Origin of the sequence: Herbaspirillum sp. SJZ099 (assembly GCF_007828355.1) — a bacterium.
Lineage (GTDB): Bacteria > Pseudomonadota > Gammaproteobacteria > Burkholderiales > Burkholderiaceae_D > Herbaspirillum.
In genome coordinates, this window is sequence record NZ_VIUO01000003.1 from 395858 (window position 1) to 415293 (window position 19436).

The following is a 19436-nucleotide window of genomic DNA, read 5'->3' on the forward strand; positions in this document are numbered from 1 at the left end:
ATGTTGCAACCGCTATTTCTCGAATTTTTCTGGCCCGGCAGCTTGACTTTTGACAGGGCCAGCAGGGAAGCGCAATTGCGCGCCGTTAATTATTTCCTCAAGCGCATTCCAGTAGCGCCCCCAATCGAAAAACGGACCGGGATCGGTCTTGCGCAACGGGGCGATATGCTCATGTCCGGCCACATCGGTGAGCGCATAACGTTCCCGCAGCGCAGCAGTGAGCCTGGCCAATGCCGGATACTGGGCTTCGGCAAAGGGTTCGGCATCGGTGCCTTCGAGCTCGATGCCGATGGAAAAGTCGTTGCAGCGCTCGCGTCCGTCGAACATCGACACCCCGGCATGCCAGGCCCGGCGATTGGCGGACACGAACTGGACCACTTCGCCATCGCGCCGGATCAGGAAATGCGCCGAGACCCGCAACGGCCGCAACTGGTCGAAATAGGGATCGGCCTCATAGTCGAGCCGGTTGCAGAACAGGTCGGCGATATAAGGCCCGCCGAATTCCCCGGGCGGCAAGCTGATGTTGTGGATCACCAGCAGGTCGGCGATGCAGCCGTCAGGGCGTTCGTCGCAGTTCGGGGAAGCTTCGCGGCGGGCCATGTTGCACCAGCCGTCGCCGTCGATAAACCATGCGCCGGCGTCGGAAGGGGAAGTCGCCATGGATCAGAACGAGGCCAGGCGGCGGTGTTCTTCGCAGCAGTAATGCGCGCCAGAGGCATGCGTGACCGCTTCGGAAACGGGGAAATGGATGCCGCAATGCGCGCACTGCACCATGGTTTCGGCGCCGCTGTCGGCGCCACGGCGAAAACGCCTGGCCTTGGGGTGCGGCGCTTCGGATTCGCCCGCAGCTTTGCCGGCGGCATCGCTGCCGGCCAGCATCGACTTCTTGGCGCGCTGGAACCACACCACCACGGCCAGCAAGACCACCAACCAGATCAGATATTTCATGTCAGTACCCGATGCAGCACGACTTCAAGCACGAATCGGCTGCCCACATAAGCCAATAGAAGAATAGCGAAACCGGCCAGCGTGAAGGACAGCGCGGTACGTCCGCGCCATCCCTGCCAGCGGCGACCGGCCAGCAACAGGCCGAACAGCAGCCAGGACAGCATGGTGAAAACCGTCTTGTGGTCCCAGCGGAACGGCGCCCCGAACAACTGCTCGGAAAATACCACGCCCGACAGCACGGTCAGCGTCAGCAGCACGAAACCGAAGCCGATCAGGCGAAACAGCAGTCTTTCCATCGTCAGCAGCGCCGGCAGGCGGTCCAGCGCCATCGCGAACCAGCCGTTCCTGGCGGCCGGGCCGGGACGCGTATGCAGGCGCGACTCCTGCAGTACCATCAGCACCGCATGGAAGGCGGCGATGGTCAGCGTGCTGTAGGCCAGGATGGAGACGGCGATATGCGCCAGGAACCAATCCGACTTGCCGGCCAATACGATCATGTTGCCCGGGAAAATGCTGGGCAGCACCACCGATACCGCGGCCACCGGCAACACCAGCACCCGCATGCTGTCGAGCGAGAAGTTGCGGTTTTCCAGCCAGTAGGCGGCCACCGAAATCCATAGCGTGGCCGACAGCATCACGGCAAACCCGACCCGGATGGCCTCGGCCGCGAACATGTCCGACAGCAACGCGCCGCCATGCAGGATCCAGCCGAGCACGATCCCCAGCGAAATCGGCAAGCGCCGCTCCGAAGGCAGGAAAGCGCATGCCAGGTACAGCACCGCGGCCAGGATGAAAAAGTAAGTTTGCATCGGCTAAGTTTACACCATGTCAGGCCGCGCCCCTGCCCGCGGCCAGGCGTGGAAAACATACCCTCTATATATAGAGACGAATTCCCGGAATCCAAATCCCGCCCCGGATAGCGGACGGGGAGCGCATTTTACACGCCCAAACGAAACACGGCAGGAAAACCTGCCGTGTCCGGATGCCGTTGCGCAAGAATCAGTCGACCGCCGCCGCCTTCATCTCGGCATTGTGGTGGCGCTGCTGCTCCTCCATGACCAATTGGCCGAGTTCGCGCTTCAGGGCGTTGAACTCGGGATCGGCCGGATCGCGCAGGCGCGGCAGCGTCACCACCATGTCGCGCTTGATGGTGCCGGGGCGATAGGTCATGACCACGATGCGGTCGGCCAGGTAGATCGCCTCCTCGATGCTGTGGGTGACGAACACGATGGTCTTCTTGAACTCGTCCCAGATCCGCAGCAGCTCGTCCTGCAGGTTGCGACGGGTGAGCGCATCGAGCGCGCCGAACGGCTCATCCATCAGCATGATGGGCGAATCCAGCGCCAGCACGCGGGCGATCGCCACCCGCTGGCGCATGCCGCCGGACAAGTCCTTGGGGAAACGGCTGCGGAAATCGACCAGCCCCAGCTTGTCCAGCAACTGGGTCACGCGCGCCGTGATCTCGGCCTTGGGCGTGCCTTTGATCTCCAGGCCGAAAGCGACGTTCTGCTCCACCGTCATCCACGGGAACAGCGCGTATTCCTGGAACACCATACCGCGCTCCGGGCCGGGTTCGGTCACCAGCTTATCGCCGGTGGTGATAGTGCCGGAAGACGGCAGCGCAAAGCCGGCGATGGCGTTCAGCAACGTCGACTTGCCGCAGCCCGAGGGACCCAGCAGGCAGACGAACTGGCCATCGGGAATGTCGAGGTTGATGTCCTTCAAGGCCACGACTTCGCGGTCGTCGGTCTTGAATACCTTGTGCACGCCGGAGATCCTGATCTGGGGCGAAGAAGGGTTCATGCTCATGGTTCAGTTCTCCAGCCCGCGGTGCCAGCGCAGCATGTAGTTGTTCAGGCGGCTCATGCCGAGGTCGATCGCCAGGCCCAGGAGGCCGATGGTGATCATGCCGGCGATGATCTTGTCGGACCAGAAATACTCGCGCGCTTCCATGATGCGGAAACCCAGGCCGTTGCTGACCGCGATCATCTCGGCCACGATCACCACGATGAAGGCGGTGCCGATGCCGATGCGCACGCCCGACAGGATGTAGGGCACGGCCGCCGGCAGCATCACCCGCAGGAACATCGTGGTCTGGCTGGCGCCGAGGTTGCGCGCTGCGCGCAGGTAGATGCCGTCGACCTGGCGCACGCCGGCGATGGTGTTCATCAGCACCGGGAAGAACGCCCCCAGCGAGATCAGGAACAGCGCCGGCGGATTGCCCAGCCCGAACCACAGGATCGCCAGCGGGATGTAGGCAATCGGCGGGATCGGGCGGATCACCTGCACGGTCAGGTTCATCAGGCCGTAAATACGCTGGCTGGCCCCCATCAGCAGGCCCAGCGGCAGCGCCAGCCCGGCGCCGATCAGGAAGCCGGCCACCACGCGGTACAGGCTGCCGATGGCATCCATGACCAGCTCGCCGGAAAACGCCCAGGCCAGCCAGCTGCCGCCGGCCGGGTCGTACGGCTGGGCCGGCGTCGCATACTCGTACCACTTATGCAGCACCGCCCAGGGCGAAGGCAGAATCTGGGGATTGATCCATCCGGCCCGGGACGCCCCCTCCCAGAACGCCACCACAATCAGCGGCACCAGCAAGCCCTGCAGGACGCCCCCGTTCTTCTGTTTTGCCATCACGCCGTCCTTACTTGAGGTTCATGCTCTTCTTGGCCTGCTCCAGCAGGTCGGTCTTCACCCAATCCGCAGCCACCGGCGGCTTGGCCATCTTGCCGGTGCCGTACTTGGCCATGGTGTCGGTGGTGATCTGGATGTGCTCGGCGGTGATGTCGTAGGCATAAGGCGAGTTGCCGATGGCGTCGTAGAAATCTTCCTTGCTGATCTGGTTCTTGAAGATCACTTCACGCACGTACTTCTCGGCCACTTCCGGCTTGTCGATGAAGGTCTTGGTCGCTTCCAGGAAGCAGCGCATGAACTTCTCGGCCAGCGGGCGCTTTTCCTTGTAGAACTTCTCGGTCATCACCATGGTGCGGTACGGCTCGCCGATCGGGGTGTCGTAGGGCTTCATGACTTCCACGCCGAAGCCCTTGTTGATCGCCTGCGACGACTGCGGCTCGCTCTGCATCATGGCGTCGATGTTCTTGCCCAGCAGCGCCTGGTTGAGGTCGGCAAACGCCAGGTAGACGATGGTCACATCCTTGGCGGTCAGGCCGTTCTGGCCCAGTTCAGCGTCCAGCAGCACTTCATGGATGCCGCCGCGGGTCACGCCGACCTTCTTGCCTTTCAAATCCTTGACCGACTTGATGCCGGAATCCTTGCCCGCCACCAGGCGTGCGCCGCCCTTGGCGAAACCGGCCACCACATAGATCGGAGCGCCGTTGGCGCGGCCCGAAATGGCGGCTTCGGAGGCGGTCGTGCCCACATCCAGCTCGCCGGCCAGGATGCCTTGCATCACGTCCGGGCCCTTGGCGAAGACTTTTTCATCGACCTTGATGCCGCATTTTGGGGCAATTTCCTTGATATAGGACACCGCGCCATAGTGGGCGAACTTCAGGTTGCCCAGGCGGATCACCTCGTCGGCAGCCTGGCTGGAGGCCGCAAAACCGGCGGTTGCCAACAGGGCCATTGCGATCAGTTTCTTTTGCATTCCCACTCTCCTCGTTATGTTTGCTTATTGTTCCGTTGGCCGGCGCGCTCCGGCGGTCTCGATGCTTTGCCCTGGGGCTTGATTATTATTGCGCGTGGAAATTCAGGCCAAATGTATACACAAAGTCGGCTCCCAGTACAAGCTGTGAATATCCCCTACCTGCGGCCGAGGAATTCCCGCGCGCCCCGGCGCCGGGGCGCGCGGCGGGGCCAATCGGTTAAAATGCAAGATTGCCCGGACCGGGTGCGGCGCCATGCCCGGTTGCCTGCCGCCGCCCCATCCCCGCCCACCGGGCGGCCCCACTTTTTGCAGATACCACCATGCTAGACAACCTGACCCAACGCCTCGCCAAAGTCGTCAAAACCATGCGCGGCGAAGCGCGCCTGACCGAATCGAACACTGCCGAGATGCTGCGCGAAGTGCGCCTGGCCCTGCTGGAGGCCGACGTCGCCCTGCCCGCCGTACGCGAATTCATCGCCAAGGTGAAGGAGAAATCGCTGGGCGAGGAAGTGATCGGCTCGCTCACCCCCGGCCAGGCCCTGGTCGGTGTGGTGCAGCGCGAGCTGGCCAGCCTGATGGGGGCCGACCTCGGCCCGGAAGCCTCGCAGCTCAACTTCGCCACCCAGCCGCCGGCGATCATCCTGATGGCCGGCCTGCAAGGCGCCGGCAAGACCACCACCGTCGGCAAGCTGGCCAAGTACCTGCGCGAGAACAAGAAGAAAAAAGTCCTGACCGTCTCCGCCGACGTCTATCGTCCGGCCGCGATCGGCCAGCTGGAAACCGTGACCGGCCAGGCCGGCGCCGACTTCTTCCCGACCCAGACCAGCGACAAGCCGGTCGACATCGCCCTGGCCGCGCTGGACTACGCCAAGAAGCACCACCATGAAGTGCTGATCGTCGACACCGCCGGCCGCCTGGGCATCGACCAGGCCATGATGGACGAGATCCGCGCCGTGCACGCCGCCATCAAACCCATCGAAACCCTGTTCGTGGTCGACGCCATGCTGGGCCAGGACGCCATCAACACCGCCAAGGCATTCAGCGACGCCCTGCCGCTGACCGGCATCGTGCTGACCAAGCTGGATGGCGATTCGCGCGGCGGCGCCGCGCTGTCGGTGCGCCACATCACGGGCAAACCGATCAAGTTCGCCGGCGTGGCCGAGAAGCTGGACGGACTGGAAGCCTTCGATCCCTCGCGCATGGCCAACCGCATCCTCGGCATGGGCGACATCCTGGCGCTGGTCGAAGAAGCGCGCAAAGGCGTGGACGTGGCCGCTGCCGAAGGCCTGGCCAACAAGATCAAGGGCGGCGGCAAGTTCGACCTCAACGACTTCAAGGCGCAGCTCTCGCAGATGAAAAAGATGGGCGGCCTGTCCGGCCTGCTCGACAAGCTGCCGGCCCAGATGCAACAGGCCGCTGGCAACGCCAACATGGACCAGGCGGAAAAGAACGTGCGCCGCATGGAAGGCATCATCAACTCGATGACGCCGGCCGAGCGCGCCAAGCCTGAACTGATCAAGGCCGCGCGCAAGCGCCGCATCGCCGCCGGCGCCGGTGTCCAGGTGCAAGAGGTCAACCGCATGTTGTCGCAGTTCGAGCAGATGCAATCGATGATGAAAAAGCTCAAGGGCGGCGGCATGATGAAGATGATGCGCAACATGAAAGGCATGCTGCCCGGCATGCGCTGAGTTCGCCGCACCCGCTCTCCTGGCGGCTTGCAGCGCCGCCAGGCCGTTTTCCCCTCTTCCCGCCCTACTGTCGCCTTCGCCGCTTGCGGCAAGAAAACCGTTTTTCCCGGCCATCGGAAACGGAACACAAGCCCGCCGTTTTGCATCGGTCAATGATGCTTTCCCATTTGCAAAGAACAGTCTTTCGCAGCCCATGGCGATCCGCCGCAAGCCCTTTACCGGTGCGGCTTGACGGCGAATCGTGCGCGCCCGTTGTTTCCCCGCAGTTTTACGGGGAAAACCCGTAAAAAATACTTGCATGGCGGTTCAAACCGCACCACTATTAGCGGTGCGTAATTGACGCATCCAACTCATTCCTTGTCGAGGAGTCTTTCAGATGGCCACAGCAAAAAAACCAGCAGCCGCAGCAAAGAAGCCAGCAGCAAAAACCGTAGCCAAACCAGCCGCCAAGAAGCCAGCCGCCAAGGCTGCAGCGCCCAAGGCAGCCGTCAAACCGGCAGCAAAGGCAGCTCCGAAAGCAGCACCCAAGAAGGCAGCAGCAAAACCGGCAGCCAAGCCGGCGGCAAAGAAACCCGCAGCAAAGCGCACTCCCAACGCCGCTTTCATGAAGCCGCTGACCCCGTCGGCCGCACTGGGCGAAGTGGTCGGCGCCAAGCCGCTGCCGCGCACCGAAGTCACCAAGAAGGTGTGGGAATACATCAAGAAGCACAAGCTGCAGAACCCCGAGAACAAGCGCAACATCGATGCCGACGACAAGCTCAAGGCCATCTTCGGCGGCAAGAAGCAGGTCACCATGTTCGAGATGACCAAGCTGATTTCGGCGCACCTGAGCTGATCCTTGGCCCAGCCGCACCGGTTTGCAAGGTAATTGCAAACAAAAACACCCGCAGGCTGCGGGTGTTTTTGTTTCTGCCGCCAGCCCCGCCTGTCAATCCAGCAGATCCCCCTAGTCGATCTCCTCATACCCGGCCAGGGTGTCCATGGCGAGGTCGTCCTCTTCCCCTACTTTGTAAATACGCGCCGCCGTCATGGTGGCGATGCCCATGCCGTCGCCCGGAAAGAATATCTGGTTCTTGGCCGGCGGCGCCTGCTGATGGGAAGGGAGGGTGCTGCAGCCGGCCGATAACAATACCGGCGCGGCGGCCGTCAAAATGCGTAGGGTCATTCACTCCAGGTCAATGTCGGCATGCGTTACCGTTCGTCACAAAACAGGCGGCCAGGCCAGTTTTGATTGGTGACGCATCCATGACTGGAGGAAACTCGTCGGCAAAAACCGAGGAAATCGCAAAGCCTGCCAATGCCTCATCGCGGCTCCTTGCGAATCTCTTCGGGGCTTTTCTGACAACGGCCGCGCCGGAACCTCGCAAACGCTGACGGCGCATGGCCATTGCCAAACGATTTGCCCATCCGCGCAGAACTTTGCTATTTTCTTTTCGGTCTAGAAAACATCGGTCACCACTTCAAGGGGCGATAACATGACATCCACACAATCCGCACGATCCGCACGATCCATTTCCAGCCTGCGCAATATCACCTGTATCGGCCTGGCCGCCTGCGGCCTCTTGCTGGCCGGCAGCAGCCTGGCCGCCGGCCAGGGCCGCGCGCAGGCAGATGCGCAGTACCAGGCCGAGAAAGCGGCCTGCAACAACGGCAAGTCCAATCAGGACAAGGCAACATGCCTGCGCGAAGCCGCTGCCGCCAGAGATGCCGCCGCGCGTGGCGGCCTCACCAATCCAGACCCGGCGCAACTGAAGGAAAACGCCATGAAGCGTTGCGAGGGCTTGCCCCAGATCAACCGCGTCGATTGTGAAAAGCGCATGAACGGCGGCGGCACCGCCGACGGTAGCGTGCGCGAAGGCGGTATCTTCCGGGAAACCGTGACCATCATCCCGGGCCAGCCGGATACCAGTAAATAAGCAGCAAATAAGCAAAAAATAAGCGGCAGGGCCCGGCTTGCCGGCATGCATAAAAAAGAAAGGCGGATGCCAATGGCATCCGCCTTTCTTCATTGCTGCGGTGTGTCCGTGGATCAGGACGCCAGCTTGCCCTGGATGAAGGCCAGCGCATCGGCCAGCGGCACCTGGGTCGCCTCTGTATCGCGACGGCCCTGGTATTCGATGTTGCCGTCCTTCAGGCCGCGTTCGCCCACCACGATGCGATGCGGCACGCCGATCAGCTCCCAGTCAGCGAACATCGCGCCCGGGCGCTCGCCGCGGTCGTCCAGCACCACGTCCACGCCGGCTGCGCTCAGCTGCGCGTAGAGCTTGTCGATCTCGGCCTTGACCGCTTCGCTGCGGTCGTAGCCCATCGGGCACAGCACCACCTGGAACGGCGCGATGGCAGCCGGCCAGATGATGCCGCGCTCATCGAAGTTCTGCTCGATGGCCGCGCCCAGGATGCGGGTCACGCCGATGCCGTAGCAGCCCATCACCAGCGGTTGCGGTTTGCCGGCTTCGTCCAGGTAAGTGGCCTTCATCGATTCCGAATAGGTGGTGCCAAGCTGGAACACGTGGCCCACTTCGATGCCGCGCTGGATCGCCAGCACGCCTTTGCCGTCCGGCGAGGCGTCGCCTTCGACCACGTTGCGGATGTCGGCCACCTGCGGCTCCGGCAGGTCGCGGCCCCAGTTGGCGCCGGTGTAGTGGAAGTCCGCCTCGTTGGCGCCGCACACGAAATCGGCCATGTTGGCCACGCTGCGGTCGGCCACCACCTTGAGCGGCTTCTTGGCGCCGATCGGCCCCAGATAGCCCGGCGGCGTGCCGAACCATTCGACGATCTCGCCTTCATTGGCGAAACGATAGGCGCCCAGGCCGGGGATCTTGCTGGCCTTGACCTCGTTCAGCTCATGGTCGCCGCGCAGCAGCAGCAGCCAGATTTCCTTCTTGGCCGGATCTTCATTGTCCACCGCCAGCACGATGGACTTGACGGTACGCTGCAGCGGCAGGCCCAGCAGCTCGGCCACCGCCTCGCACTTGGCCTTGCCCGGCGTGGGGGTCTTTTTCAATTCTTCCTTCGCAGCGGGGCGCACGCTGTCGACGGCCAGGGCCTCGGCCGCTTCCATGTTGGCGGCGTAATCGGAGGTCGGGCAGTACACCAGCGCATCCTCGCCGGTGGCGGCGATGACGTGGAACTCATGCGAACCGGAGCCGCCGATGGCGCCGTTGTCGGCCGCCACCGCGCGGAACTCCAGGCCGAAACGCGTGAAGATGCGCACGTAGGCGTCGTACATGGCCTGGTAGGACTTTTTCAGGCCATCCATGTCGCGGTCGAAGGAATAGGCATCCTTCATCGTGAATTCGCGTCCGCGCATCAGGCCGAAGCGCGGACGGCGCTCGTCGCGGAACTTGGTCTGGATGTGATAGAAGTTGACCGGCAACTGCTTGTAGCTGCGCAGCTCGGTGCGCGCGACATCGGTCACCACTTCTTCCGAGGTCGGCTGGATGGCGAAGTCGCGGCCATGCCGGTCCTTCACGCGCATCAGCTCGGCGCCCATCTTGTTCCAGCGCCCCGTTTCCTGCCACAGCTCGGCCGGCTGCACCACCGGCATCAGCAGCTCGACGCCGCCGGCACGGTTCATTTCCTCGCGCACGATGGCCTCGACCTTGCGGATCACGCGCAACCCCATCGGCATGTAGGTATAGATGCCGGCGCCGAGTCGCTTGATCATCCCTGCCCGCATCATCAGCTTGTGGCTGACGATTTCAGCGTCGGAAGGGGCTTCTTTCAAGGTGGAAATAAAAAAACGTGAGGCGCGCATGACGGTCGGTTCTTTTTAAAAAGAGGAGGGTTATAATCGATGTAATTTTAAAGGATTAGCTGGCTGATGCGCCCACTCTTTGCAGAATTGGTCCTTGTTTCGATGACATCCGCGTGCCGGGGGAATCGTTCCTGACGCGCCTGCCGCGTCGGTATTTACGGCCGCGCGCCCAGTCGCACGAGTCCGCCTGAGAGGGTCGTCCAGCCGCAGAAAGTTTTGAGGTACACCATGCTGGATCGAGAAGGCTTCCGCCCGAACGTCGGCATCATTCTGCTTAACGCCCAGAACGAAGTGTGGTGGGGCAAGCGTGTGCGCGAGCATTCGTGGCAGTTCCCGCAAGGCGGCATCAAGCATGGCGAGACGCCCGAACAAGCCATGTTCCGCGAGCTGGAAGAAGAAATCGGCCTGCGCGCGGAACACGTCAAGATCATCGGCCGCACGCGCGACTGGCTGCGCTACGAAGTCCCCGACCATTTCATCAAGCGCGAAGTGCGCGGGCATTACCGCGGCCAGAAACAGATCTGGTTCCTGTTGCGCATGGTCGGCCGCGACTGCGACGTCAACCTGCGCGGCACTTCGCATCCCGAATTCGATGCCTGGCGCTGGCACGACTATTGGGTTCCGCTGGACGTGGTGATTGAATTCAAGCGCGAGGTCTACCAGCAGGCGCTGCAAGAACTGTCGCGCTTCCTGGCACGCCCTTCGCACGGCCAGCGCCGCGGCGAGCCAGGCGGCAATCGCACCGCCGCCCCGCAAAAACAGCAGCCCCAGCAAGCGTTGCAGCAGGATGCCGCGCCCGTCCCCAATACCAAATGACCCCTATGCCATTTTCCTTTGCATCGCCCGCCCTCCTCCGCCGCGCCGTATTGGCCTGCTCCCTGCTGGCGGCCTGCGCCGGCGCGCTGGCCCAGAACCTCGATGAGGATTTCGACGACGAAGAAAAGCCCTGGCAGGAAATCGCCGTGCAGCTCCCGCCCACGCCGCAGGAGCAAAACCTCGCCGAGTTCTACCTGAGCCCGAACGCCACCATGAAAGCCTATGTCGACCTCAAGTCGGTCTCCGTCGGCACCGACAACGTGGTGCGCTATACCGTGGTGACCAAGACCGAGGGTGGAGCCGTCAACGTCATCTACGAAGGCATGCGCTGCGAAACCTGGGAAAAGAAGAGCTATGCCTTCGGTCACCCGGACGGCAAATGGTCGCGCTCGCGCCGCGACAAATGGCAGCCGATCAAGGATGTCGGGGCCAACCGCGTGGATGGCGCCCTGTTCCGCGATTATTTCTGCGAAGGCAAGATGGTGGCCGACAATGGCAAGGTAAAGAACATCATCGAGCGCCTGAAGACACAGCGATATATCGATCCGGTGCGCCGCTGACCGCGCAACCGGCTCCTGAACGTAAAAAAGCGCGGCATGGCCGCGCTTTTTTATTATTTATACAATAAACAGCGACTCCGCTTACAGCAGCACCATGTTATCCCGGTGCACCAGCTCCGGTTCTTCGACGAAGCCCAGGATCGCCTGGATTTCCGACGAGGCATGGCGAATGATGCGGCGCGCGTCCGAACTGGCGTAATTGCTCATGCCGCGCGCAATGGGCCGGCCGTTTTCGTCGACGCAGGTGATGACATCGCCGCGACCGAACTCCCCCGACACCTCCACCACGCCGATCGGCAGCAGCGACTTGCCTTCCGAGGTCAGTTTCTGCACCGCGCCCGCATCCAGCACCACACGGCCTGCGGTCTGCAGGTGATCGGCCATCCACTGCTTGCGCGCAGTCAGCTGCGCGGTCTCGGCGTTGAGCTGGGTGCCGATGGCTTCGCCGGCGGCCAGGCGCGTGAGCACCTTGTCTTCGCGGCCCCAGGCGATCACGGTATGCGCGCCGGAAGTCGCCGCGCGCTTGGCGGCCAGGATCTTGGTCAGCATGCCGCCGCGGCCGATGCCGGTGCCGGTGCCGCCGGCGATCAGCTCCAGCGACGGGTCGCCGGCGCGCGCTTCGGAAATCAGGGTAGCGGCCGGATCCTTGCGCGGATCGGCGGTGAACAGGCCGGGCTGGTCGGTCAGGATGATCAGCGCGTCGGCTTCGATCAGGTTGGCCACCAGGGCGCCCAGGGTGTCGTTGTCGCCGAACTTGATTTCGTCGGTGACCACCGTGTCGTTCTCGTTGATGACCGGCACCACGCCCAGTTGCAGCAGAGCGAACAAGGTCGAGCGGGCGTTCAGGTAGCGTTCGCGGTCGGCCAGGTCGGCATGCGTCAGCAGCACCTGGGCGGTGTGCAGGTCGTGCTTGCGGAAACTGGTTTCATAGATCTGCGCCAGGCCCATCTGGCCGACGGCGGCGCAGGCCTGCAGGTGGTGGATGCCGGTCGGGCGCTTGTCGAAGCCGAGGCGCTGCATGCCTTCGGCCACCGCGCCCGAACTGACCAGCACCACTTCCTTGCCGAGGCCGCGCAATTGCGCGATCTGCTCGGCCCAGCGGGCGATGGCGTTGGCGTCCAGCCCCTTGCCGTCGTTGGTGACCAGCGATGAGCCTACCTTGATGATCAGCCGCTTGGCGTTCTGAATGACCGATTGCATATTCTTCTAAGACGCAAAATCCGAAAGCGAAGATGATAGCCGGAACGCTCCGGCTGCGCAGCCGCCCATAGGCGGCCCTGGCAATCCGTCAGTCGATGACCTTGAAGCGCGGATCGTCCGGATCGATGCTGGAAATGCCGCGCGCTTCCTCGGTCATCTGCGTCTCTTCGGCGCGATGCTCCTCGGCGCGCTTGGTTTCCAGGTAGCTGTAGATCTCGTTGACCAGGTCTTCGCAGCCGTCGCGGTTGAGCGCCGAGATCTCGAACACCGGGCCCTTCCAGCCGAAACGCTTGACGAAATCCTTCACGCGCTTGGCGCGTTCGGCCTCGGGCACCACGTCCAGCTTGTTCAGGACCAGCCAGCGCGGCTTGTCGAACAGCGACTGGTCGTATTTCTTGAGCTCCTTGACGATGGCCTTGGCTTCCTTGACCGGATCGACCTCGTCGTTGAACGGCGCCAGGTCGACGATGTGCAGCAGCAAACCGGTGCGCTGCAAGTGGCGCAGGAACTGCACGCCCAGGCCGGCGCCGTCGGCCGCGCCTTCGATCAGGCCGGGGATGTCGGCGATCACGAAGCTCTTCTCGTGGCTCACGCGCACCACGCCCAGGTTGGGATGCAGCGTGGTAAACGGATAGTCGGCGATCTTGGGGCGGGCGTTGGATACCGCGGTGATGAAGGTCGACTTGCCGGCATTGGGCATGCCCAGGAGGCCGACGTCGGCCAGCACCTTCAGCTCCAGGCGCAATTCGCGGCGCTCGCCTTCCTTGCCCTCGGTCTTCTGGCGCGGGGCGCGGTTGGTCGAGGTCTTGAAGTGGATGTTGCCCCAGCCGCCTTCGCCGCCCTTGGCCAGCATCACGGTCTGTTCGTGATGGGTCAGGTCGGCGATATGCTCGCCGGTATTGCTGTCGATGATCAGCGTGCCCACCGGCATGCGCAGGAATACGTCGTCGGCGCCCTTGCCGTAGCAGTCCGAACCGCGGCCGTTCTCGCCGCGACCGGCGCGGTGCAGCTTGGCGTAGCGATAGTCGATCAGCGTGTTGACATTGCGGTCGGCCACGGCCCAGATGCTGCCGCCCTTGCCGCCGTCGCCGCCATCGGGTCCGCCGAAGGGACGGAACTTTTCGCGGCAGAAGCTGGCGACACCGTTGCCGCCGTCGCCGGCGACAACTTCAATTTTGGCTTCGTCAATGAATTTCATGGTTCTACAACCCCTATGGAGCCGTGAACAAAACGTCGATGCCATCCGCTTTCACGAAAGACTCGGCGCTTTGTTGACGGCTCAAAAAACTAAAAAGGCTCCACCACCGGCAGAGCCTTTCTTGTGCCTGACTCCGGCAAAGCCGGATGGCTGATTACGCTTACGCCGGAACGACGGTCGCGTATTGGCGCTGTTGCAGGCCCTTCACAACGAACTTCACCTTGCCGTCCTTCAGGGCGAACAGGGTGTGGTCCTTGCCGACGCCGACGTTTTCGCCAGCGTGGACGCGGGTGCCGCGTTGACGCACGATGATGCCGCCAGCGTTGATGGCCTGACCGCCGTAGACCTTCACGCCAAGACGTTTCGACTCTGAATCACGGCCGTTGCGCGTAGTGCCGCCGCCTTTTTTGTGTGCCATTTAATGACTCCTTGTATCTAAGTTCGACCTGCGCAATTAAGCGTTGATCGAGACGATTTGCAGTTCGGTGTAGTTCTGACGATGGCCTTGACGCTTCTGGTAATGCTTACGACGACGCATCTTGAAGATCTTGACCTTATCGTGGCGACCTTGCGCTATGACAGTAACCAGCACCGTTGCACCCTCGACCAAAGGCGCGCCAAATTTGACGGTATCGCCTGCGCCCACTGCGAGCACTTGATCCAAAGTGATTTGGGAGCCAATGTCTGCCGGTATCTGTTCTACTTTAAGTTTTTCGCCAGCAGCAACTTTGTATTGTTTGCCGCCGGTTTTTATGACCGCGTACATGTGAAACCTCATCGAATGATTAATGAACGATTTTCCCCTGCGCCAAAATATAGCCGGACAATCAGGAAAACCTCCAATTATACATAGACTTAGCTGCCCGGTCAAAACGATAGGCGCCTTGCGCGACCGCTGCGCAACACAGTTTCCGGCAAGATAACTTCCATTTGGGCAAGATGCCGCCGCCCCACGGCCTTTGGCGTCGGGGGCCGTTGTCATCGTATAATCTCGCGAATAACCATTTTCCACAGGTTTCCCCTTGTCCGCCGCCGTACATACCGCCTCGCAACAAACCATCCTGCAACCGATCGTCGCCGACATGGAGGCAGTCAATGCCGTCATCCGCCGGCAACTGTATTCCGAGGTGCCGCTGGTCAACCAGGTCGCCGAATACATCATCGGCGCCGGCGGCAAGCGCCTGCGCCCGGTGCTGGTGTTGCTCATGGCCAACGCCTTCGGCTACAAGGGCGAACACCACCATTCGCTGGCGGCAGTCATCGAATTCATCCACACCGCCACCCTGCTGCATGACGACGTGGTCGACGAATCGTCGCTGCGCCGCGGCAAGCAGACCGCCAACGCCCTGTTCGGCAATGCCGCCTCGGTGCTGGTGGGCGACTTCCTGTACTCGCGCGCCTTCCAGATGATGGTCGCCGTGGGCAACCCGCGCGTGATGGAGATCGTGGCCGACGCCACCAACGTCATCGCCGAAGGCGAAGTGCTGCAGTTGCTCAATATGCACAACCCGGACGTGGACGAAGCCGGCTACCTGCAGGTGATCCGCTCCAAAACCGCCAAACTGTTCGAAGCCGCCAGCCAGATCGGCGCCCTGATCGCCGGCGCCGATGAAGCCGGCATCGAAGCCGCCGGCGAATACGGCCGCTCCATCGGCACCGCGTTCCAACTGATCGACGACGTGCTGGACTACTCCGGCAATAGCGAGGAAATCGGCAAGAACGTCGGCGACGACCTGCGCGAAGGCAAACCCACCCTGCCGCTGATCTGGCTGATGCAACACGGCTCCCCCGCGGAACGGGAACTGGTGCGCACCTGTATCGAGAACGGCGACGAACAGCGCTTCGACCAGGTGCTGGCCGCCATCACCCACTCCGGCGCGCTGGCGTATACCCGCGAGCAGGCGGAAATCGCAGCCCGGCGCGCGGCACAGGCGATCACCCCACTTCCGGATAGCCAATTCAAAAAATCCCTGATAGAATTATCGGCTTTCGCGGTAGATCGTAATCACTGATACGCATCCACTCGACGGGGTGTAGCTTAGCCTGGTAGAGCGCTACGTTCGGGACGTAGAGGCCGGAGGTTCGAATCCTCTCACCCCGACCAGAATATGAAGCCGGATCATTCTCTTGGATGATCCGGCTTTTTCGTTTTTGCCTTTGGTTTGCGCCCCCCCGCCTCGCCCTCCCCCGGCGACTGCGCTATGTGCGCTATGATGATCCGCCCGCCGGCCAGACGCCCGATCAAGCCGATAACAAAGCGTCCCATCCGCGCGCCCGCATTCTTCAAATAGCGAGAAAACAGGAGACAAGCAATGCCTGACCAGCATTCACATCGGCAGCGCCCGCATCTTGGGCGGTTCGCCGCCATCGCCCCGGGTCTGGCCCTTTTGGGCGCACTCGCCGGCTGCGGCACCGTCGCCGTGCCCGGCCAACCCTATGCCGGCGCCCACCAGAAAACCTGCGCCGACCTCAATGCCATGACCGTTCCGGCCCCCTCCATCGGGCTGCCCACCGGCGGCGCGCGCGTCATCCGTGCCGAGACGGTCGCCGCGGCGGGCGACGGCGCCAAGGCCATCGGCGCCTATTGCAAGGTGCTGGGCGAAATTGCGCCGGTGGATCCCGCCGCGCCCGCCATCCGCTTCCAGCTCGACCTGCCCGCGCAATGGAACGGCCGCGCCCTGATGCTGGGCGGCGGCGGTTACAACGGCACCATTCCCGACCCCGCCGGCAATCTACCCGCCGGCCCGATCGACCGCCCCACGCCGCTGGGCCGCGGCTACGCCACCTTCAGCAGCGACAGCGGGCACCAGGCCAACGCCACCACCTCGCGCGACGGCTCGTTCGGCCTCAACGACGAGGCGCTGCGCAACTTCGCCGGCGACGCCATCAAGAAAACCCACGACGCTGCACTCCATCTCATCGCCGCCCGCTATGGCGCCAAACCGGGCAAGACCTATTTCGCCGGCGGTTCCACGGGCGGCCGCGAGGCCTTGTTGGCGGCGGGCAACTGGCCTGACGACTTCAATGGCGTGATCGCCCTGTATCCGGCCTGGAATGCGGTGGCGCTGAACCTGCAGTTCGGCCGCATCACCCAGGCGCTGGCGCGCCCCGGCGCCTATCCGTCCCCGGCGCAGCGCAAGCGGCTGTATGACGCCGCCATGGCCGCCTGCGACGGCCTCGACGGTGCGCCCGACGGCGTCATCAGCAACGTCGACGCCTGCAATGCCGCCTTCGATCCCGCCACGGCAACGCTCAATGGCACGCCCCTGCGCTGCCCCGACGGCGGCCATGGCGGCGACAACTGCCTGTCCGATGTCGAGATCGACGCCTTCAAGGTGATCAGCACCCCGCTGCAACTCGGCTACACGCTGGCCAGCGGCGAGAGCACTTATCCCGGCTTCAATACCTGGGGCACGAACTGGGGCACCGGCGGCGCCGGCGTTCAATCCACGATCCTGACACTGGGCCTGGGCACCCTGCAACCGGCCAGCCCCATGCCGGCGGTAAGCGCCAACGGCAGCCCGCCCTATCACAGTACCTTCTGGGACCAGTGGGTGCGGTATTTCGTAACGCGCGACAGCGGCTACGACTGGGCCAAACTGGACGGCCGGCATCCCGGCCCCTGGCAGGCCCGCATCGTGCAGCTCAACGGCCTGCAGAACGCCAACCGCACCGACCTGTCCGCCTTCCAGGCCAGGGGCGGCAAGATCCTCATCGCCCACGGCACCGCGGACGCCCTGGTCAGCACGCAAGCCACGCGGCAATACATGGAGCGGCTGCGTACGGCCATGGGCGGGAACCGGGTCGACAGTTTCGTCCGCTACTATGAGATTGCCGGCTATGGCCATGTCTTCGGCACCGCCTTCAATGCCGCCTGGGATTCACTGGCCTTGCTGGAGAACTGGGTAGAGTGGGACATCGCGCCCGCCGATCCCATCGTCACCGACACCGCCGGCGTGCCCGGCCGAACCCGGCCGTTGTGCACGTATCCGGCCTGGCCGCAATACAAGGGCCGCGGCAGCCTCGACGAGGCGAGCAGTTTCCGCTGCACATTGCAATGAAATGCGGTAATCACATGCGGCACTGACGCGCCGGCAAGAGCGGCTGTCTTGCGGTAATACAGGCCATCGTCTAGACTTTGCCGCTCACTGGCCGCCCCGCCGATATTGCAACAAAAGCAATGTAGCGGGCCCGCCGCCTCCCTTCCACAAGGGCAACCAACCTCACGGTGATGTTTGGAATCCGTACCCATATGGGTGCAACTGCTTGCACTCTTCGTCCTGATACTGCTCTCGGCCTTCTTTTCCATGACCGAGACGGCGCTGATGGCCGCCAACCGCCATCGCCTGCGGCACCTCGCCAAGCAGGGCAACCGCCGCGCCATTACCATCCTGTGGCTGCTCGACCGCACTGAGCGCCTGCTCTCGCTGGTGCTGATCGCCAACACCGCGATCAACGCGCTGGCCACCGCGCTGGTGACCGCCATCGCCATTTCCGCCTTCGGCAACCACCAGCGCGTCATCACTGTCGCCACCGCCTGCGTGGCGGGCCTGTTGATCATCTTCGCCGAGATCGTGCCCAAGGTGATCGGCGCCACCTATCCGGAACGCATTTCGCTGTTCACCAGCTTCATCCTGAAGCCGTTGATGCGGGTAGCCAAGCCGCTGGTCTGGTTCGTCAACCTATTCGTCTCGGCCGTGCTCAAGCTGCTGCGCATCAAGGCCGGCGCGCGCGCCCGCGAGCAGCGCATCTCGCCCGAGGAATTGCGCTCCATCGTGCTGGAGGGCGGCAGCTTCATCCCGCAAAAGCACAAGAGCATCCTGCTGAACCTGTTCGACCTGGAAAAGATCTCGGTGGAAGACGTGATGACGCCGCGCGCCCAGGTCGAGGCGCTGAACCTGGCCGCACCCATCGAAGACATCCTGGGCCAGTTGGCCACCTGCTACCACAACAAGTTGCCGGTGTTCGAGGGCGAGATCAACCACATCGCCGGCATCCTGCACGTGCGCAAGGCGGTGTCGCTGTTCAACCGCGAGGACGAGATCACCCACGAGGCCATCCGCGAACTGCTGTCCGCCCCCTATTACGTGCCGGTAGAAACCGACGTCTTCACCCAGCTGCAGTACTTCCAGGAAAACCACGAGCGCCTGGGCATCGTGGTCGACGAATACGGCGAAGTGCAGGGCCTGGTGACGCTGGAAGACATCATCGAGGAGATGATCGGCGAATTCACCACCTCCTCGCCCGGCTCTTCGGCCGAAGGCTTCGGCTGGGACAAGGACGGCGCCTGCCTGCTCGAAGGCAGCACCACCCTGCGCGACATCAACAAGCGCCTGGGCCTGCAGTTGCCGCTGGACGGCCCCAAGACCATCAACGGCCTGCTGCTGGAATACCTGCAGGACATTCCGGAAGCCAACGTCTCCCTGAAGATCGCCGGCTGCGTGATCGAGATCGTGCAGGTGCAGAACCAGGCGATCCGCATGGTCAAGCTGATCGCCCCGCCCCAGGCCGCCGCCGGAAACGGCGACGCGGACGGCGCCGCCGCGCGCTGATCCCGCGCCTGCTGCGCGTCTTCGCCGGTCTTTCGAACTCGCGCGAAAATTCAAGGCAAAGCGTGGGCGACTACCCGGCGCAGCGCGGCGAATGTGGGAGACTTTTTCCTCCC

The 19436-nt window shown here is 63.1% G+C and carries 19 protein-coding genes, 1 tRNA gene and 1 pseudogene; 9 read left to right on the forward strand and 12 right to left on the reverse strand.

All coding sequences use genetic code 11. The annotated features are described in order from the left end of the window. Positions 1-12: 12 nt before the first annotated feature. From ampD to FB597_RS09695, 6 genes are all read right to left on the reverse strand, one after another. Positions 13-660, reverse strand: coding sequence for a 1,6-anhydro-N-acetylmuramyl-L-alanine amidase AmpD (ampD, locus tag FB597_RS09670; protein WP_141914634.1), 648 nt, complete (start codon positions 658-660; stop codon positions 13-15). A gap of 3 nt (positions 661-663) precedes the next feature. Further along, a complete protein-coding gene (locus FB597_RS09675) occupies positions 664-948 on the reverse strand; it encodes a PP0621 family protein (protein ID WP_141914635.1) in 285 nt (94 codons plus the stop codon). Next, positions 945-1757 (reverse strand): inner membrane protein YpjD, encoded by an 813-nt coding sequence (locus tag FB597_RS09680; protein WP_141914636.1) that lies wholly within the window; start codon positions 1755-1757, stop codon positions 945-947. The genes FB597_RS09675 and FB597_RS09680 overlap by 4 nt, the downstream gene beginning before the upstream one ends. A gap of 190 nt (positions 1758-1947) precedes the next feature. Then, positions 1948-2751: an ABC transporter ATP-binding protein gene (locus tag FB597_RS09685; protein WP_370454673.1), complete on the reverse strand. Its 804-nt coding sequence runs from the start codon at positions 2749-2751 to the stop codon at positions 1948-1950. A 9-nt stretch (positions 2752-2760) separates the two neighbouring features. Then, entirely contained in the window at positions 2761-3582 is an 822-nt protein-coding gene (locus FB597_RS09690; protein WP_141914638.1) for an ABC transporter permease, read from the reverse strand. Positions 3583-3592: 10 nt separating this feature from the next. Continuing rightward, positions 3593-4552: an ABC transporter substrate-binding protein gene (locus FB597_RS09695; RefSeq protein WP_141914639.1), complete on the reverse strand. Its 960-nt coding sequence runs from the start codon at positions 4550-4552 to the stop codon at positions 3593-3595. 320 nt (positions 4553-4872) lie between these two features. On the opposite strand from FB597_RS09695, the gene ffh reads away from it, so the two are divergent. Beyond that, positions 4873-6240, forward strand: coding sequence for a signal recognition particle protein (gene ffh / locus FB597_RS09700; RefSeq protein ID WP_141914640.1), 1368 nt, complete (start codon positions 4873-4875; stop codon positions 6238-6240). A gap of 376 nt (positions 6241-6616) precedes the next feature. Next, the gene (locus tag FB597_RS09705) at positions 6617-7075 is read left to right on the forward strand and encodes an SWIB/MDM2 domain-containing protein (protein WP_141914641.1); all 459 of its coding nucleotides are present in this window, start codon (positions 6617-6619) and stop codon (positions 7073-7075) included. A 135-nt stretch (positions 7076-7210) separates the two neighbouring features. Here the strand turns inward: FB597_RS09705 and FB597_RS09710 are convergent. Further along, a pseudogene (locus tag FB597_RS09710) lies at positions 7211-7405 on the reverse strand (alkaline phosphatase); the annotation flags it as partial. 310 nt (positions 7406-7715) lie between these two features. Between FB597_RS09710 and FB597_RS09715 the strand changes: the two are divergent. Next, complete coding sequence (locus tag FB597_RS09715) at positions 7716-8156, forward strand: hypothetical protein (RefSeq protein WP_144769420.1); 441 nt, start codon at positions 7716-7718, stop codon at positions 8154-8156. Between the two features lie 113 nt (positions 8157-8269). Here FB597_RS09715 and FB597_RS09720 read toward each other — a convergent pair whose 3' ends face one another. Continuing rightward, entirely contained in the window at positions 8270-9997 is a 1728-nt protein-coding gene (locus FB597_RS09720) for a proline--tRNA ligase (protein ID WP_141914644.1), read from the reverse strand. Positions 9998-10225: 228 nt separating this feature from the next. On the opposite strand from FB597_RS09720, the gene FB597_RS09725 reads away from it, so the two are divergent. Further along, positions 10226-10813: an RNA pyrophosphohydrolase gene (locus FB597_RS09725; RefSeq protein WP_255464006.1), complete on the forward strand. Its 588-nt coding sequence runs from the start codon at positions 10226-10228 to the stop codon at positions 10811-10813. 5 nt (positions 10814-10818) lie between these two features. Next, on the forward strand, positions 10819-11373 hold the full coding sequence (locus FB597_RS09730; RefSeq protein WP_370454668.1) for a CNP1-like family protein: 555 nt from the start codon (positions 10819-10821) through the stop codon (positions 11371-11373). A gap of 81 nt (positions 11374-11454) precedes the next feature. Here FB597_RS09730 and proB read toward each other — a convergent pair whose 3' ends face one another. The 4 genes from proB to rplU form a co-directional block, all read right to left on the reverse strand. Beyond that, positions 11455-12573 carry a glutamate 5-kinase gene (gene proB / locus FB597_RS09735; protein WP_144769422.1) on the reverse strand — a complete coding sequence of 373 codons (1119 nt, stop codon included), beginning with the start codon at positions 12571-12573 and terminating at the stop codon, positions 11455-11457. Between the two features lie 88 nt (positions 12574-12661). Then, positions 12662-13771, reverse strand: a complete 1110-nt coding sequence (obgE, locus tag FB597_RS09740) for a GTPase ObgE (protein WP_141914647.1) — start codon at positions 13769-13771, stop codon at positions 12662-12664. A 160-nt stretch (positions 13772-13931) separates the two neighbouring features. Further along, the gene (gene rpmA / locus FB597_RS09745; protein ID WP_141914648.1) at positions 13932-14189 is read right to left on the reverse strand and encodes a 50S ribosomal protein L27; all 258 of its coding nucleotides are present in this window, start codon (positions 14187-14189) and stop codon (positions 13932-13934) included. Between the two features lie 36 nt (positions 14190-14225). Next, positions 14226-14537 carry a 50S ribosomal protein L21 gene (rplU, locus tag FB597_RS09750; protein ID WP_007878066.1) on the reverse strand — a complete coding sequence of 104 codons (312 nt, stop codon included), beginning with the start codon at positions 14535-14537 and terminating at the stop codon, positions 14226-14228. 256 nt (positions 14538-14793) lie between these two features. Here rplU and ispB point away from each other — a divergent pair, with 256 nt between their 5' ends. The 4 genes from ispB (at position 14794) to FB597_RS09770 (ending at position 19323) form a co-directional block, all read left to right on the forward strand. After that, positions 14794-15783 (forward strand): octaprenyl diphosphate synthase, encoded by a 990-nt coding sequence (gene ispB, locus FB597_RS09755; RefSeq protein WP_141914649.1) that lies wholly within the window; start codon positions 14794-14796, stop codon positions 15781-15783. 15 nt (positions 15784-15798) lie between these two features. Then, positions 15799-15875, forward strand: a tRNA-Pro gene (locus FB597_RS09760). Positions 15876-16083: 208 nt separating this feature from the next. After that, positions 16084-17832, forward strand: a complete 1749-nt coding sequence (locus tag FB597_RS09765; RefSeq protein WP_144769424.1) for a tannase/feruloyl esterase family alpha/beta hydrolase — start codon at positions 16084-16086, stop codon at positions 17830-17832. 174 nt (positions 17833-18006) lie between these two features. Next, the gene (locus FB597_RS09770) at positions 18007-19323 is read left to right on the forward strand and encodes an HlyC/CorC family transporter (protein ID WP_144769425.1); all 1317 of its coding nucleotides are present in this window, start codon (positions 18007-18009) and stop codon (positions 19321-19323) included. The last annotated feature ends 113 nt before the right edge of the window (positions 19324-19436 follow it).

Excerpts from the sequence above, each read along its gene's own strand:
- ampD (WP_141914634.1), bottom strand. The coding sequence starts at position 660 with ATGGCGACTTCCCCTTCCGACGCCGGCGCATGGTTTATCGACGGCGAC.
- FB597_RS09675 (WP_141914635.1), bottom strand. The coding sequence starts at position 948 with ATGAAATATCTGATCTGGTTGGTGGTCTTGCTGGCCGTGGTGGTGTGG.
- FB597_RS09680 (WP_141914636.1), bottom strand. The coding sequence starts at position 1,757 with ATGCAAACTTACTTTTTCATCCTGGCCGCGGTGCTGTACCTGGCATGC.
- FB597_RS09685 (WP_370454673.1), bottom strand. The coding sequence starts at position 2,751 with ATGAACCCTTCTTCGCCCCAGATCAGGATCTCCGGCGTGCACAAGGTA.
- FB597_RS09690 (WP_141914638.1), bottom strand. The coding sequence starts at position 3,582 with ATGGCAAAACAGAAGAACGGGGGCGTCCTGCAGGGCTTGCTGGTGCCG.
- FB597_RS09695 (WP_141914639.1), bottom strand. The coding sequence starts at position 4,552 with ATGCAAAAGAAACTGATCGCAATGGCCCTGTTGGCAACCGCCGGTTTT.
- ffh (WP_141914640.1), top strand. The coding sequence starts at position 4,873 with ATGCTAGACAACCTGACCCAACGCCTCGCCAAAGTCGTCAAAACCATG.
- FB597_RS09705 (WP_141914641.1), top strand. The coding sequence starts at position 6,617 with ATGGCCACAGCAAAAAAACCAGCAGCCGCAGCAAAGAAGCCAGCAGCA.
- FB597_RS09715 (WP_144769420.1), top strand. The coding sequence starts at position 7,716 with ATGACATCCACACAATCCGCACGATCCGCACGATCCATTTCCAGCCTG.
- FB597_RS09720 (WP_141914644.1), bottom strand. The coding sequence starts at position 9,997 with ATGCGCGCCTCACGTTTTTTTATTTCCACCTTGAAAGAAGCCCCTTCC.
- FB597_RS09725 (WP_255464006.1), top strand. The coding sequence starts at position 10,226 with ATGCTGGATCGAGAAGGCTTCCGCCCGAACGTCGGCATCATTCTGCTT.
- FB597_RS09730 (WP_370454668.1), top strand. The coding sequence starts at position 10,819 with ATGCCATTTTCCTTTGCATCGCCCGCCCTCCTCCGCCGCGCCGTATTG.
- proB (WP_144769422.1), bottom strand. The coding sequence starts at position 12,573 with ATGCAATCGGTCATTCAGAACGCCAAGCGGCTGATCATCAAGGTAGGC.
- obgE (WP_141914647.1), bottom strand. The coding sequence starts at position 13,771 with ATGAAATTCATTGACGAAGCCAAAATTGAAGTTGTCGCCGGCGACGGC.
- rpmA (WP_141914648.1), bottom strand. The coding sequence starts at position 14,189 with ATGGCACACAAAAAAGGCGGCGGCACTACGCGCAACGGCCGTGATTCA.
- rplU (WP_007878066.1), bottom strand. The coding sequence starts at position 14,537 with ATGTACGCGGTCATAAAAACCGGCGGCAAACAATACAAAGTTGCTGCT.
- FB597_RS09765 (WP_144769424.1), top strand. The coding sequence starts at position 16,084 with ATGCCTGACCAGCATTCACATCGGCAGCGCCCGCATCTTGGGCGGTTC.